This is a genomic window from Klenkia terrae (assembly GCF_900491935.1).
Taxonomy (GTDB): domain Bacteria; phylum Actinomycetota; class Actinomycetes; order Mycobacteriales; family Geodermatophilaceae; genus Klenkia; species Klenkia terrae.
Window position 1 is genome coordinate 2,824,853 of the sequence record NZ_UEXK01000004.1, and the last position, 14,142, is coordinate 2,838,994.

A 14,142-nucleotide genomic window follows, 5' to 3' on the forward strand; every position below is an offset into this window, starting at 1 on the left:
CCGCACACCCGCACCCGCGGCCCCGGGTCGCCCCCTCGTGGGGCGGCCCGGGGCCGCACGCGTGATCCCAGGAGCGAGCGCCCCATGAGCACCACCCGATGACCACCGCGACGCAGGACCCGGCACCGCCGGCCGTCCCCGCCGACGCCCCCGCCGCCCGCCGGCGCCGCGGCGGCGGGCTGGGCAGCTACCTGCTGGTGCGGGCCCTGCTGATCATCCCGACCGTGTTCATCCTGGTGACCGCGGTCTTCTTCCTCATGCGCACCACCGGTGACCCGATCACCGCCTCGCTGGGCGGGCGGCTGCCCGCCGACCAGCTGGCCGAGCGGATCCGGGAGGCCGGCTACGACCGGCCGCTGCTGGTGCAGTACCTGGACTACCTCGGCGGCCTGCTGCGCGGGGACTTCGGGACGACGAGCACCGACCGGCGCCCGGTGACCGAGGTGCTCACCACCTACGGCGCGGCCACCCTCGAGCTGGCGGTCTACGGCCTGCTGGTCGCCTTCGTGATCGGCATCCCGCTGGGCATGGTCGCCGCCAAGGTGCGCGACCGGTACCCCGACGCGATCCTCCGGGTCTTCGCGATCCTCTGCTACGCCACCCCGGTCTTCTTCGCCGGGCTGCTGCTCAAGCTGGTCTTCTCGGTGTGGCTGGACTGGCTGCCGGTCGCCGGCCGGATCTCCACCCGCGGGCAGATCCAGCTCAACCGCAACGGCGCCGGCACGGGCATCTTCCTGATCGACGCGATCAGCACCGGCGACGGCGACCTGGTCGTCGAGGTGCTGCGCTACGCCGTCCTGCCCTCGATCGCGCTGGGTCTGCTGACCGCCGGGGTCTTCCTCCGGCTGGTGCGCACCAACATGATCGGCACCCTGGGCGCGGGCTACGTCGAGGCCGCCCGCTCCCGCGGGGTCAGCGAGTCGCGGCTGGTGCGCAAGCACGCCTACCGCCCGGCACTCATCCCGATCATCACCGTCATCGGCCTGCAGGTCGCCCTCGTGCTGTCCGGGGCGGTGCTCACCGAGACCACGTTCGAGTGGCGCGGGCTGGGCTTCCAGCTGGGCCAGTACCTGCAGGCCCGCGACTTCGTGGCCGTGCAGGGCATCGTGGCGCTGCTGGCGGTCATCGTGGCGCTGACGAACTTCGTCGTCGACGTCGTCGCCGCGCTCATCGACCCCCGGGTGAGGTACTGATGGCCACCGCGGCACCGACCCCCGTGCGCCGGCGGACCTGGCGCTCGCTGCCCGTCGTCCACCAGCTGCGGCAGAGCGTGGGCCTGCAGCGCGGCATGCTCGTCGCCGGCCTGACCATCACCGGCGTCTTCGTGCTCACCGCGGTCTTCGCCCCGCTGCTGGCGCCCTACGGCTACGGCCAGCTGCGCGACGCCGACGGCACCTTCGGCGCCCAGCAGTCACCGTCGGCCGAGCACTGGCTGGGCACGACGGTCGGCGGCTACGACGTGCTCTCCCGGGTCCTCTACGGCACCCGGACGGCGCTGTTCGTCATCGTCGTGGCGATCCTGCTGTCGATCGTGGCCGGCGTGCTGCTCGGGCTGGTCTCGGGCTACCTGGGCGGCTGGCTGGACCGGGTGCTGGTGGTCGTCGCCGACGCCGTCTACGCCTTCCCCTCGCTGCTGCTGGCGATCGTGGCCGCCATCGTGATCAGCGGTGGCCAGTCCAGCCTGGTCGGCGGTGTGCTGGCCGCGGCCATCTCGATCACCGTGGTCTTCATCCCGCAGTACTTCCGGGTGGTCCGTGCGGAGACGGTGCGGATCAAGAGCGAGGCGTTCGTGGAGTCCGCCCGCGTGGTGGGCACCAGCACCTGGCGGATCATGACCCGGCACGTGCTCCGCAACGCCACCCGCTCGTTGCCGCTGATCGTCACGCTGAACGCCTCCGAGGCGATCCTGACCCTGGCCGGGCTGGGCTTCCTGGGCTTCGGCATCCAGCCGACCGCGGCCGCCGAGTGGGGCTTCGACCTCAACCGGTCCATCTCCGACGTCACCAGCGGCATCTGGTGGACCTCGATCTTCCCGGGTTCGGCGATCGTGCTCACCGTGCTGGGGCTGACCCTGGTCGGGGAGAGCCTCAACGACCTGGCCGACCCTCGGCTCCGCGCCCGGCGCCGGGCCGCGGACGCCCCCCCGCCGGCCGACGTCGCCGTCACCCCCGGCGGCGGGCTGGCCGCCGGCACCGAAGGAGTACTCCCGTGACCGACCCGGTCGTCGACATCCAGGACCTGCGGGTCACCTTCGCCACCGACGGCGGGGACGTCGCGGCGGTCAAGGGCGTCTCGCTGCAGCTGCACCGCGGCGAGGTGCTGGCCATCGTGGGGGAGTCCGGCAGCGGCAAGACCGTCACCGCCCGCACGGTGCTGGGGCTGCTGCCGGAGACGGCGCTGACCCGCGGTGCGGTGGTGCTGCGCAGCCGCGACGGCAGCTCGACCGCTGACGTCGTCACCCTCAGCGGCCGTGAGATGCGCGAGGTGCGCGGCCGGGACGCCGCGATGGTGTTCCAGGAGCCCGGCAGCGTGCTCAACCCGGTCCGGCCGGTGGGCTGGCAGATCGCCGAGGGCCTGCGGGCGCACGGCGACGTGTCGAAGAAGGAGGCACGGGCGACCGCGATCGACGTGCTGCGCCGGGTCGGCATCCCCGACCCCGAGCAGCGGGTCGACCACTACCCGCACCAGTTCTCCGGCGGCCAGAAGCAGCGCATCGTCATCGCCCAGGCGCTGGCGCTGGAGGCCGGGGTGATCGTCGCCGACGAGCCGACCACGGCCCTCGACGTCACCGTGCAGGCCGAGATCCTGGACCTGCTGCGCCGGTGCCGCGACGAGTTCGGCGCCTCGATCGTGCTGATCACCCACAACATGGGCGTGGTCGCCGACCTGGCCGACCGGGTGGCGGTCATGTACCAGGGCGAGCTGGTGGAGACCGCCGACGTCGCCACGCTGTTCGCCGCTCCGCAGGAGGAGTACACGAAGAAGCTGCTGGGCTCGGTGCCGCGGTTGGGCCAGGGCACCGTCCGGGCGCAGGAGCGGGCCGCCCGCCGTCCCGAGGGCTGGGCCGACGCCGCCCCGGCCGTCGTCGCCCGCGACCTGCAGATCGTCTACCGCGGCCGCTTCCGCCAGCCGGACTTCACCGCGGTCGACGGGGTCAGCTTCACCATCGCGCCCGGTGAGGTGCTGGGCCTGGTGGGGGAGAGCGGCAGCGGCAAGTCCACGATCGGCCGGGCCATCGCCGGCCTGACGCCGGTCGCCGGCGGCTCGCTGCAGGTGCTGGGCACCGAGGTGGCCGGGATGAAGGAGAAGGCCCTCCGGCCGGTGCGCCGGCGGATCGGGTTCGTCTTCCAGGACCCGGCGACCAGCTTCAACCCGCTGCTGACCATCGCCGACGCCGTGGCCGAGCCGTTGGTCGTGCACGGGGAGGCCGGTGACCCGCGGGCGGCGCGCGGCCGGGTGGACGAGCTGCTGGAGGCCGTGCAGCTGCCCCGCGCGTTCGGCGACCGGTTCCCGCACGAGCTGTCCGGCGGGCAGCGGCAGCGGGCCTCGCTGGCCCGGGCGCTCGCCCTGCAGCCGGAGCTGCTGATCGCCGACGAGCCCACCTCGGCGCTGGACGTCTCGGTGCAGGCGCGGGTGCTGGACCTCTTCGACGAGCTGCAGCGCGAGTTCGGGTTCGCGGCGCTGTTCATCAGCCACGACCTGGCCGTCGTCGACCTGCTCGCCGACCGGATCGCGGTGCTGCACCGGGGCCGGCTGGTCGAGGAGGGCACCGGGGAGCAGGTGCTGGGCAACCCGCAGGACCCCTACACCCGGCGGCTGCTCGCCTCGCTGCCCGTGCCCGACCCCGCCGAGCAGGCGCAGCGCCGCGCCGCGTGGACCGCCCTCCGGGGGTGACGGCAGGGTGCAGGTGGCCGGCAGGGTGGTACCGCGGCGGTACCATCCTGCCGTGGCGATGAACCTGCGGCTGACCGACGACGAGACCGAGGCCCTCCGGCAGCGGGCGGAGCGGGAGGGCACCTCGATGCAGGAGGTCGCCCGAGCAGCCATCCGGGAGTACGTCAGCGACCGGCCTGCCCGGTTGAGCGCGGCCATCGCCCGCGTGCGCACCGAGGACGCCGAGCTGCTCGACCGCCTGGCCCGGTGACCCCGGGCGGGGAGGTCGTCGACCACCTCACCGTCGAGGACCTGCTGGAGGTGGCCGCGGGCATCGTGGACGGGGTGCAGGTCCGGGACCTCGGGCTGCTGGCCTCGGCCGCGGCGCGCCCCAGGACCACGGTGTTCGGGGCCGACGCCTATCCGACCTTCGCCGACAAGGTCGCCGCGCTGATGCACTCGCTGGCGCGCAACCACCCGCTCGTGGACGGCAACGAGCGGTTGGCCTGGGCTGCGGGCCGGGTGATGTGCCTGCTCAACGGTGTCGACCTGCTGCTGGAGGTCGACGACGCCGAGGCGTTGGTGGTCGCGGTCGCGGCCGGGGAGATCGACGTCCCGGACATCGCGCGGGTCGTGGCCGCCGGACTGCGCTAGATCCTGTCGGACCTCGGTGGGAGGGTGCCCGCACCCGCCCGACGAGGAGGACGACGATGCCCACCCGGAACACCCCCTGGCCCGCCGGCACCCCGTGCTGGATCGACCTGGCCGCCACCGACCTGCCCGCCGCCCGCACCTTCTACGCCGAGGTGTTCGGCTGGACCGTGCCCGAGGGGCCGCCCGAGGCGGGCGGCTACTCCAGCGCCTCGCTCGACGGGCACCGGGTCGCCGGGCTGGGCGCCGCGCAGGAGGGCCAGACGCCGGCCTGGTTGACCTACGTCGCCACCGACGACGTCGCCGCCTCGGTGGCCACCGCGCAGGCCGCCGGCGGGACGCTGCAGGTGGGCCCGGAGCAGGTCGGCCCGCTCGGCTCGATGGCCGTGGTCGCCGACCCGACCGGCGCGGTGTTCGGGCTGTGGCAGGCGGGCCAGCACCCGGGCGTCGAGCTGTTCAACCAGCACGGCGGCCTGGTCTGGAACGAGGCCGTGGTGGACGACCGCACGGCGGCCCGCGAGTTCTACACCGCCCTGTTCGGCTGGGCCTGGGACCCGGTGGAGGGCGAGGACACCTACCAGACCTTCCGGCTCGGCGACCGCTGGCTGGGCGGCCTGGGGTCCGGTGCCGACTCGCCCGTGCAGGGGTGGGGGGTGTGCTTCGCCGTCGACGACACCGACGCCGTGGTGGCCGCCGTGACCGCGCGCGGTGGCACCGTCCTGCGGGCCGCGCAGGACTCGCCGTACGGCCGGTACGCGGTGGTCGCCGACCCCCAGGGTGCGGCCTTCTCGCTCATGCAGACGTCGGGCGACGCCGCCTGAGCGTCGGGTGGCACGTGCGCGGCCGGGCATGCAGCAGGATGGCGCCCATGCCGCGACCGAGTGCCGTGCTGCCCCGTCTCCTCGCCGTCGCGGCGCTGGCGGTGGGACCCCTGCTGCTGGCCGGGCCCGCCGCCGCGCAGGAACCGCTGCGGCTGGACGACCAGATCACCGACGACGCCGGTGCCCTGTCCGACGACGAGCGCACCCAGGTGCAGACGGCGCTGGACGAGCTGCGCGACGACCAGGGCGTGCAGCTGTTCGTGGTCTTCGAGACCACCTTCGACGGCACCTCCGGGCCGGACTGGGCGGCGCAGACCGCCCAGCTGTCCGGGTTCGGCGACGGCGACGTGCTGCTCGCCGTGGCCACCGAGAGCCGTGACTACGGCACCTCGATCCCGTACGCGGTCATCGGCTCCGACGACGACCAGATCGCGCTGGAGACCGACCAGGTCGAGCCGCGCCTGTCCGAGGAGGACTGGGCCGGTGCCGCGATCGCCATGGCCGACGGGCTCAGCCCGAGCTACACCGGCCGCTACGTGCTGGGCGGGGTGGTGGCCGCCGCGGCCCTCGGTGGCGGCGGGTACGCCGTGGTGCGCCGGCGCCGACGGGCCGCCGAGGAGGCCGAGGCGATCCGCAAGGCCGGGCCCTACCCCGACCAGAGCACCGAGCAGCTGACCGCGAAGGCGAGCGAGGGCCTGCTGGCCGTCGACGAGGCCGTCCGCACCTCCCAGCTCGACCTGGACTTCGCGCGCCTGCAGTACGGCGAGGCCGGGGTCACCGGGTTCGCCGGCACGGTGGCCGCCGCCCGCGCCCAGCTCGCCGAGGCGTTCGCCCTCCGGCAGCAGCTCGACGACGAGGTGCCCGAGGACGAGCCCACCCGGCGCCGGATGCTCGCCCGGGTGCTGGAGCTGCTGCAGGCCGCCGACGACCAGCTCGACGCGCAGGCCGTGGAGTTCGCCGCCCTGCGCGACCTGGAGGCCAACGCGCCGCAGGTGCTGGCCGGGCTGGCGCCGCGGATCACCGGGCTGACCGGCCGGCTGCCCGCCGAGGAGGAGCGGCTGGCCCAGCTCGGCCGCCGCTGGGCGGTGTCCGCACTGGCGCCGGTGGCCGACGTCCCGGTCCGGGTGCGCGAGCAGCTCGCCGCCGCCGAGCAGGCGGTCGCCGCGGCGCAGACCGAGCTGCAGGCTGGGCGCACCGGCGCGGCGGTGCCCTCGCTGCGCACGGCCGAGGACGCGGTGGCATCGGCCCAGGCCAGCCTGGATTCCCTGGCCGCGCGGGCGCAGGAGCTCGACACCGCGGCGGGTGCGGTGCCCGCGGCGCGGGCCGAGGTCGAGGCCGGGCTGGTCGCCGCCGGCCGGGTGGACCCCGCCGACGCCGCCGGGACGGCCGAGCCGGTCACCCAGGCGCGCGATGCCCTGGGCGTCGCCGACCAGCTGATGGCCGGCCCGGCGCCCGACCCGATCGCCGCGCTGGCCCGGCTGGACGCCGCCGACGACGGGCTGGACGCCGCCCTCGCCGCCGCGCAGACCGCCCAGGTCGAGCGCCGGGCCGTCGCGGCCCGGGCCGAGCGGGCGCTGCTGTCCGCGCGCAGCTCGGTGAGCTCGGCCGGTGCGGCGGTGGCCAGCGGCCGGGACTGGGCCGGGACGACGCCGCGCACCCGGCTCAGCGAGGCCGAGCGCCTGCTCGCCGCCGCCGAGGCCGCGTTCAGCACCGACCCGGCCGGGTCGTCGCAGTCGGCGGCGCGGGCCAGCTCGCTGGCCGAGGAGGCCGTGTCGCTGGTGGACCGTGCCCGCCGCGACCGCGAGTCGCAGTCCTCCTACTCCGGTGGCGGTGGCTTCTTCGGCGGGGCCCGCGCCGTCTCTTTTACACACCCGAGCCCGCCGCCGGGACTCCCCGTGTCGGGCTGGGGGGTGCGCCCGGCCTCTCACAGAAGAACAGCTGCGCCACCGGTCNGGAGGGCGCCCCGGTCGACCACGGCTCGATGCTCTACCTGGGCACCGGACGCCGGACCCTGCGACTGTCGGCCGACGAAGTTCCACCACATGACGATCTGCTCCTCGAACGGCTCGCCGCCCAGCAGCAGCACCCGCGAGGGCGCGTCGGCCGACAGTCGCAGGGTCCGGCGTCCGGTGCCCAGGTAGAGCATCGAGCCGTGGTCGACCGGGGCGCCCTCCACCACCGAGGACCCGGACGACGCCAGCACCGCGTGCTCGAAGCCGGGCTCCAGCGGGATCTCGACGTCGGCGCCCGCCGCCAGCGCGAGGTCGACGCCGACCAGCGGGGTGTAGGCCGTCCCGGGTGAGGTCGCCCCGCCCAGGGAGCCCATGAGCACGGTGGCGGTCACGCCGTCGGAGGTGAACCCCGGCAGGGACGCGTGGTGCTCGAAGGCCGGCGCCACGTCGCGGGAGCCGTCGGGCAGCGCGACCCACAGCTGGGCGCCCTGGAGCATCCGGGGGTGCGTGGCCGGGGACTGCTCGGAGTGGCTGATCCCGTGCCCGGCCGTCATCAGCGCGAGCTCGCCGACGCCGAACTCGACGTCGCTGCCGAGGGAGTCCCGGTGGTGCACCGAGCCCTCGATCAGCCAGGAGACCGTCTGCAGCCCGGTGTGCGGGTGCGGGATGACCTGCATGCCGTCGGTGCCGGCGATGTCGTCGGGACCGTAGTGGTCCACGAACGCCCAGGCGCCGACCATCCGCCGGCCCAGGGTCGGCAGCAGGCGGCGGACCTGCATCCGCTCGCCCAGGGTGACGCTCTTGCCCGGCAGGAGGTCCAGCGCCGGGCGGGGTGCGACGGGCCCCGCCCCACCCAGCACGTGCGGGGTGGGGCGGGGCTCCAGGTCGCTCATGCCGAGAAGCCTCGCACCTCGGCGTGCGCCGCGGGGACGGATCCCAGCCGTCCGGCCTGGTGGTCGGTGAAGGCGTCCATGACCTCCTGGCGGGTGTTCATCACGAACGGCCCGTACATCGCGATCGGCTCCCGGATCGGGCGTCCGCCCAGGATGACGACGTCCAGCGCCGGCGTCCGGCTGTCCTGGTGGTCGGCGCCCTTGACCGTCACGGTGTCGCCGGGGCCGAAGACCGCCAGCTGGCCGCCGGTCACGGGCTGGTCGTCGATGCCGACCTTCCCGTTGCCGCTGAGCACGTAGACCAGCGCGTTGAACGAGGGGTCCCACGGCAGGTCGAGCGTCGCGCCGGGGGCGATCGTCGCGTGCACCATCGCCATCGGGGTGTACGTCGTGCCCGGGCCGGCGTGGCCGCCGACGTCGCCGGCGATCACCCGGAGGAAGGCACCGGCGTCCGGGCTGGCCAGCAGCACCGACTGGTCGGCGCGCAGGTCCTGGTAGCGCGGCTCGACCCACTTCTGCGCCTTGGGCAGGTTCACCCAGAGCTGCAGGCCGTGGAACAGCCCACCGCTGACCACCAGCGACTCCGGCGGCCGCTCGATGTGCAGGACGCCGCCGCCCGCGGTCATCCACTGCGTGTCGCCGTTGGTGATCGACCCGCCGCCGCCGTGGCTGTCGGCGTGCTCGAAGGTGCCGTCGATGATGTAGGTGACGGTCTCGAAGCCGCGGTGCGGGTGCCAGGAGGTGCCCTTGGGCTCACCCGGGGCGTACTCGACCTCGCCCATCTGGTCCATGTGGATGAACGGGTCGAGGTCGCGCAGGTCGACGCCGGCGAACGCCCGGCGGACCGGGAAGCCCTCGCCCTCGAACCCGCGCGGCGCGGTGGTCACCGAGCGGACCCGGCGGCGCACGGTCCTCGGGGCGGGCACGGGGACCCGCGCCAGCGTGGTGGTGTCCTCGACGGTGATGGCGGGCATCCCGACTTCCTGAGTTGAGTGTTCAACTACTTGCGAGGACGGTAACCCACCGGTGCTGGGATGTCTTCCCCGGCCCCGCCCCCGCGCCGAGGCATGCGGGGGCGGGGGGAGTCGGTCAGCCCTCGCGGTGGCGGCGCAGGACCTCGGCGTAGGCGAGGGCGCTGTCCTTCGGCGTCCGGACCTGGGTCTCGTAGTCCACGTGCACGATGCCGAAGCGCTGGTCGTAGCCGCGGGCCCACTCGTAGTTGTCCAGCAGCGACCAGGCGAAGTAGCCCCGGACGTCGGCCCCGAGCGCGACCGCGTCGGTCACCGCGGTCAGGTGCTCGTGCAGGTAGGCCACCCGCTCGGGGTCGTGGACGGCGCCGTCGGGGGAGACCGCGTCCGGCCAGGCGGACCCGTTCTCGGTGACCACAAGCGGCAGCCCGGGGGCGACCGACCCGATCCAGGTCAGCAGGGAGGTGAACGCCGGGGCGTCGATGCCCCAGCCCATGGTCGTCGTCGGGCCGACCGGCTCCAGGTCCTCGACCTGCTCGGCGCCGATGAAGGAGGACTGCTTCCCGGTGGGTGCACCGGTGTCCCGGACGACGGAGCTGAAGTAGTAGTTGACGCCCAGCCAGTCCAGCGGGGCGGCGATGACCTCGAGGTCGCCGTCCTCGACCGGCAGCGGTGCACCGGCCGCGGCCAGGTCCTCGACGACGTCGGCCGGGTAGGCGCCGGTCACCGCGGGCAGCAGGAACATCCGGTTCTGCTGGCCGTCGCAGCGGCGGGCGGCGTCGACGTCGGCGGGGGAGTCGGTGGCCGGGGTCATCGGGGTGAAGTTCAGCGTCAGGCCCAGCGAGGTGGCCCCGCGGTCCCGCAGCACCCGGGTGCCCAGCCCGTGCGCCAGCAGCAGGTGGTGGGTGGCCCGCGACGCGGCGACGGCGTCCTGCTGGCCCGGCGCGTGCTGGCCGGACATGTGCCCGAGCAGCGCGCTGCACATCGGCTCGTTCAGCGTCGACCAGTGCGTCACCCGGTCACCCAGCGCGCCGTGCAGCACGTCGGCGTACTCGGCGAACCGGTGCGCGGTGTCCCGGTCTGTCCACCCGCCGCGGTCCTGCAGCGCCTGCGGCAGGTCCCAGTGGTACATCGTCAGCCAGGGGTCGACGCCGGCGCCGAGCAGCTCGTCGACCAGCCGGCGGTAGAAGTCCAGCCCGCGCTGCTCCACCCGCCCGGTGCCCTCGGGCAGCACCCGGGACCAGGAGACGGAGAACCGGTAGGCCGACAGTCCCAGGTCGGCCATCAGCGCGACGTCCTCGCGGTACCGGGCGTGGTGCTCGACGGCGACGTCCCCGGTGTGGCCCAGGTGGGTCTTGCCGGGGGTGTGGCTGAAGGTGTCCCAGATGGAGGGGCCTCGGCCGTCGACGTCCACGGCCCCCTCGATCTGGTAGGCGGCGGTGGCCGCGCCGAACACGAAGTCGGCGGGGAAGACCAGGTCAGCGGTCTGCGGGCGGGTGTCGGTGCTCGTCACGGGATGCCTTTCGGGGGAGTGGAGGGGAGGTCAGCCCTTGACGGCGCCGGACATGATGCCGCCGACGATCTGCTTGCCGAGGACGGCGAACACGGCCAGGACGGGCAGCGTGCCGAGCAGGGTGCCGGCCATGATCACGGCGCGCTGGGGCACGTAGCCCGAGCCCAGGTTGGCGATGGCCACCTGCACGGTCGGGTTGGCCGCGGTGAGCGCGATGATCGGCCAGAAGAACTCGTTCCAGGCGGTCAGGAACGTGAGCATGCCCAGCACCGCCATCGCCGGCCGGGCCACCGGCAGCACGATGGAGAAGAAGATCCGGTGCGTGGAGGCGCCGTCGACCCGACCGGCCTCCAGCAGCTCGTCGGGCAGCGCCGTCGACAGGTACTGGCGCATGAAGAACACGCCGAACGCGCTGACCAGCGTGGGCAGGATGACCGCCTGCAGCTGGTCGACCCACTGCAGGTCGGCGATCATCATGAACAGCGGGATCACCGAGAGCTGGGTCGGCACCATCATCGTGCCGACCACCAGGGACAGCAGGACGCCGTTGCCCTTGAAGCGCAGCTTGGCGAAGGCGAACCCGGCCAGCGTGCAGAACAGCACGGTGCCCACGGTGATCGCGCTGGAGACCAGCACCGAGTTCAGGATCGCCAGGCCCATCGGCGCCTGCTCCGACGCCCGCGCGACGTTCTCGAACAGGGTCGCGTTGGGCAGGAACGGCGGGGGCTTGGCGGCGATCTCGGCGTTGGTGTGCGAGCCGGCGACGGTCGCCCAGTACAGCGGGAAGACCGAGACCAGGGCCGTCAGCACCACCAGGGTGTAGGTGATCGGCCCGGCCTTCCCGGCCCGGGAGCGGGGCTTCCGCCGGCGCAGCGGCGAGCGCCGGCCGACCTCGGGGGAGCTGTCGGAGGGGCGGTCGAGCACGGCGGTCATCGCAGGTCTCCCCGGCGGCGGGAACGGATCCGGCCGGCGACGGCGGCGAGGCCGATGACCAGCAGGATGATGAGGAACATCGCCCAGGCCGTGGTGGCGGCCTGCCCGACGTTGAAGTTGCTCCAGCCCTGCTGGTACATCAGCAGGCCGAGCGTCTGGTACTGGTTCCGGGAGCCGCCGGTGGTGCTGCCGTTGCCGGCGAACAGCAGGGGCTCGCCGAACAGCTGGATGGCCCCGATGGTCGAGACGACGACGGTGAACAGGATCGTCGGGCGCAGCGACGGGATCGTGACGTGCAGGAACTGCCGCCACCGGCTGGCGCCGTCCATCTCGGCGGCCTCGTAGAGCTCGCCGGGGATCGACTGCATGGCGGCCAGGTAGATCAGCGCGTTGTAGCCGGTCCAGCGCCAGGTCACGATCACCGCGATCGCGATCTGGGAGCTCCAGGTGCCGGCCTCCCAGTCAACCCGGTCCAGCCCGACGGCCTCCAGCGCGGTGTTGATGATCCCGTAGTCCCGGCCGAACAGGGTGGCGAAGACCAGGGTCGCCGCCGCGATGCTGGTGGCGTAGGGCATCAGCATCAGGGTGCGGAAGAACGTCCGGCCGCGGAGCTTGTAGTGCAGCAGGTGGGCCAGCCCCAGGGCCAGGCACAGCTGGGGGACCGTCGCGAGGATCCCGATCGTGATCGTGTTGCGCAGCGCGTTCCAGAAGAAGTCGTTCCCCAGCAGGGCCGCGTAGTTGTCCAGCCCCACGAACGTGCCGCCGTCGATGTCGCTCAACCGGGCGTCGTGCAGGGAGATCCAGGCGGTGAAGAGGAAGGGGAAGAGGCTGAACGCGCCGAACACCACGAAGAACGGGGCGACGTAGCCGTAGCCCCAGCGGTTGCGGGACAGCGAGGGACCGCGGCGGGGGGCGCGCGGCGGGCGGACGTCGGCGACGTCCTGGGCAGTGGCGTCGGCCAGACCGGTGGTCCCGGCCAGGGTCCGCGGGCTGTCGTCGGCGAGGGTCACGGGGGCTCCAGGCGGTGGCGGCGGGTAGGGGAGCGCGGTGCCCGGGGGGATGGCCCCCCGGGCACCGCGGGGATCAGCCGGTGACCTGCTCGATGGCCGCCAGTGCGTCGGCGTAGGCCTGGTCGGGGTCGCGGCTGCCGTCGGCCACCGAGGTCAGGGCCGCCGAGAAGGCGTCCTGGATCTGGGTGTCGTACTGGCTGATCGGGGTGCGCTGGACCGCGGCTGCGGCGTCGCCGAACACCTGCCCGATGGCCGCGTCGCTGAAGTACGCGCTCGTGGCACCGGCTACCTCCGGGCTGTCGGCCGCGACCGAGCTGGACGGGAAGAAGCCCTGCTCGGTGAACATGCGGATCTGCTGCTCGGGGGCGGTCAGCCACTCGACCAGCGCGGTGGCCTCCTCGACGTGCTCACCGCTGCTCGGGACCCCGAGCCACGAGCCGCCCCAGGTGCTGCCGGCCTCCGACTGCCCGGGCAGCGTGGCGATGTTCCACAGCCCGGAGCCCTCGTCGCCCATCTGCGAGGTGATGTAGCTGAGCATCCAGGACGGGCAGGCGATCGTGGCGAACGCGCCGTTGGTGAAGGCGGCGTTCCACTCGTCGCTGAACTGGGCGAGCCGGGCGGTCAGCCCGTCGCCGGCGGCCTGGCTGGCCAGGCCCCAGGCGGTCTGCACCCCGTCGCTGTCCTCGACGACGGGGTTCCCGTCCTCGTCGGCGTAGGTGGTGTCGCCCTGCCGGACGGCGGGGGCGAAGACGCTGTTGGGGCTGTCGACGAAGGCGCTGTCCTGCTGCCGGGTCGGCGAGGCGAGGTACTGCTGCCCGGTCGCGAGGTACTCGTCCCAGGTCGGCCACAGCGCGCTGACCGCGGCCGGGTCGGTGGGCAGGCCGGCCTGCTCGAAGAGGTCCTGGCGGTAGCACATGGCCTGCGGGCCGGCGTCGGTGCCGAGGCCGATCACCCGACCGTCGTCGGTGCTGGCCTGGTCCCACTTCCAGTCGTAGTAGTTGCCCTCCAGCTCGTCGGCGTTGTTCGCCGCCGCGAAGTCGACGAAGGCGTCGGCGTTGTTGGCGGTCACGTCGGCGATGAAGCCGATCTCCAGGCCCTGCACGTCGGCCATGCCCGAGCCGGCGGCCAACCGGGTCTGCAGCGCCTGGTAGTACGGCCCGGACTGGGCGACCACGCTCTGCTCGATCCGGATGTCCGGGTTCAGCTCCATGTACTCGTCGTAGAGACCCGCCTCCTCGTAGCCGAAGGTGCCGTAGAGGCCCAGGGTCAGGGTGGTCTGGCCGTCCTCGCCGCCGTCGCCGCTGTCGCTGCCGCCGCAGGCCGAGGTGAGCAGGGCGAGGGACACAGCTGCCGCAGCAGCCGCCCGAGCCCGCCGGGATACCAACATGGAACCTCCAGTGTGAGCCGCCGGGTCGGTGCGCCGATGCCCTCCGACGGGGGCCGTGAGAACGCTCTCACGGCTTGCGAGATGGAGAGTGGCTGGCGTCACAGCAGCCTGTCAAGCAGCTGGGAGAAATTCGTGGGAGCG

Annotated in this window: 12 protein-coding genes and 1 pseudogene; 7 read left to right on the plus strand and 6 right to left on the minus strand. The window is 73.8% G+C overall.

Annotated features, from left to right (window positions below; translation table 11 throughout):
- Nucleotides 1–98: 98 nt before the first annotated feature.
- The 7 genes from LFA75_RS14215 to LFA75_RS24300 are packed head-to-tail and all read left to right on the plus strand — an operon-like array spanning nt 99 to nt 7,486.
- On the plus strand, nt 99–1,193 hold the full coding sequence (locus tag LFA75_RS14215) for an ABC transporter permease (RefSeq protein ID WP_225234272.1): 1,095 nt from the start codon (nt 99–101) through the stop codon (nt 1,191–1,193).
- Nucleotides 1,193–2,212 carry an ABC transporter permease gene (locus LFA75_RS14220; protein ID WP_225234273.1) on the plus strand — a complete coding sequence of 340 codons (1,020 nt, stop codon included), beginning with the start codon at nt 1,193–1,195 and terminating at the stop codon, nt 2,210–2,212. Before LFA75_RS14215 ends, LFA75_RS14220 begins: the two co-directional genes overlap by 1 nt.
- Nucleotides 2,209–3,894, plus strand: a complete 1,686-nt coding sequence (locus LFA75_RS14225; RefSeq protein ID WP_225234274.1) for a dipeptide ABC transporter ATP-binding protein — start codon at nt 2,209–2,211, stop codon at nt 3,892–3,894. Before LFA75_RS14220 ends, LFA75_RS14225 begins: the two co-directional genes overlap by 4 nt.
- 58 nt (nt 3,895–3,952) lie before the next feature.
- A complete protein-coding gene (locus LFA75_RS14230; RefSeq protein ID WP_225236066.1) occupies nt 3,953–4,144 on the plus strand; it encodes a ribbon-helix-helix protein, CopG family in 192 nt (63 codons plus the stop codon).
- A complete protein-coding gene (locus tag LFA75_RS14235; protein WP_225234275.1) occupies nt 4,141–4,527 on the plus strand; it encodes a type II toxin-antitoxin system death-on-curing family toxin in 387 nt (128 codons plus the stop codon). Before LFA75_RS14230 ends, LFA75_RS14235 begins: the two co-directional genes overlap by 4 nt.
- Nucleotides 4,528–4,583: 56 nt before the next feature.
- The gene (locus LFA75_RS14240; protein WP_225234276.1) at nt 4,584–5,345 is read left to right on the plus strand and encodes a VOC family protein; all 762 of its coding nucleotides are present in this window, start codon (nt 4,584–4,586) and stop codon (nt 5,343–5,345) included.
- Nucleotides 5,346–5,392: 47 nt separating this feature from the next.
- Nucleotides 5,393–7,486, plus strand: a complete 2,094-nt coding sequence (locus tag LFA75_RS24300; protein ID WP_455428459.1) for a TPM domain-containing protein — start codon at nt 5,393–5,395, stop codon at nt 7,484–7,486.
- Here the strand turns inward: LFA75_RS24300 and LFA75_RS14250 are convergent.
- From LFA75_RS14250 to LFA75_RS14275, 6 genes and pseudogenes are all read right to left on the minus strand, one after another.
- Nucleotides 7,426–8,190: pseudogene (locus LFA75_RS14250) on the minus strand (pirin family protein); the annotation flags it as partial. The gene LFA75_RS24300 and the pseudogene LFA75_RS14250 overlap by 61 nt on opposite strands.
- The gene (locus tag LFA75_RS14255) at nt 8,187–9,164 is read right to left on the minus strand and encodes a pirin family protein (protein WP_225234278.1); all 978 of its coding nucleotides are present in this window, start codon (nt 9,162–9,164) and stop codon (nt 8,187–8,189) included. The gene LFA75_RS14255 and the pseudogene LFA75_RS14250, both read right to left, overlap by 4 nt.
- Nucleotides 9,165–9,279: 115 nt before the next feature.
- Nucleotides 9,280–10,671 carry a GH1 family beta-glucosidase gene (locus LFA75_RS14260; RefSeq protein ID WP_225234279.1) on the minus strand — a complete coding sequence of 464 codons (1,392 nt, stop codon included), beginning with the start codon at nt 10,669–10,671 and terminating at the stop codon, nt 9,280–9,282.
- A 30-nt stretch (nt 10,672–10,701) separates the two neighbouring features.
- Entirely contained in the window at nt 10,702–11,604 is a 903-nt protein-coding gene (locus LFA75_RS14265; RefSeq protein WP_225234280.1) for a carbohydrate ABC transporter permease, read from the minus strand.
- On the minus strand, nt 11,601–12,614 hold the full coding sequence (locus tag LFA75_RS14270) for a carbohydrate ABC transporter permease (RefSeq protein WP_225234281.1): 1,014 nt from the start codon (nt 12,612–12,614) through the stop codon (nt 11,601–11,603). The genes LFA75_RS14265 and LFA75_RS14270 overlap by 4 nt, the downstream gene beginning before the upstream one ends.
- A 73-nt stretch (nt 12,615–12,687) precedes the next feature.
- Entirely contained in the window at nt 12,688–13,959 is a 1,272-nt protein-coding gene (locus tag LFA75_RS14275) for an ABC transporter substrate-binding protein (protein ID WP_225234282.1), read from the minus strand.
- Nucleotides 13,960–14,142 lie beyond the last annotated feature (183 nt).

Bases quoted from the DNA above. Each gene is read 5' to 3' on its own strand.
- LFA75_RS14215 (WP_225234272.1), top strand. From the start codon at position 99: ATGACCACCGCGACGCAGGACCCGGCACCGCCGGCCGTCCCCGCCGAC.
- LFA75_RS14220 (WP_225234273.1), top strand. From the start codon at position 1,193: ATGGCCACCGCGGCACCGACCCCCGTGCGCCGGCGGACCTGGCGCTCG.
- LFA75_RS14230 (WP_225236066.1), top strand. From the start codon at position 3,953: ATGAACCTGCGGCTGACCGACGACGAGACCGAGGCCCTCCGGCAGCGG.
- LFA75_RS14240 (WP_225234276.1), top strand. From the start codon at position 4,584: ATGCCCACCCGGAACACCCCCTGGCCCGCCGGCACCCCGTGCTGGATC.
- LFA75_RS14255 (WP_225234278.1), bottom strand. From the start codon at position 9,164: ATGCCCGCCATCACCGTCGAGGACACCACCACGCTGGCGCGGGTCCCC.
- LFA75_RS14265 (WP_225234280.1), bottom strand. From the start codon at position 11,604: ATGACCGCCGTGCTCGACCGCCCCTCCGACAGCTCCCCCGAGGTCGGC.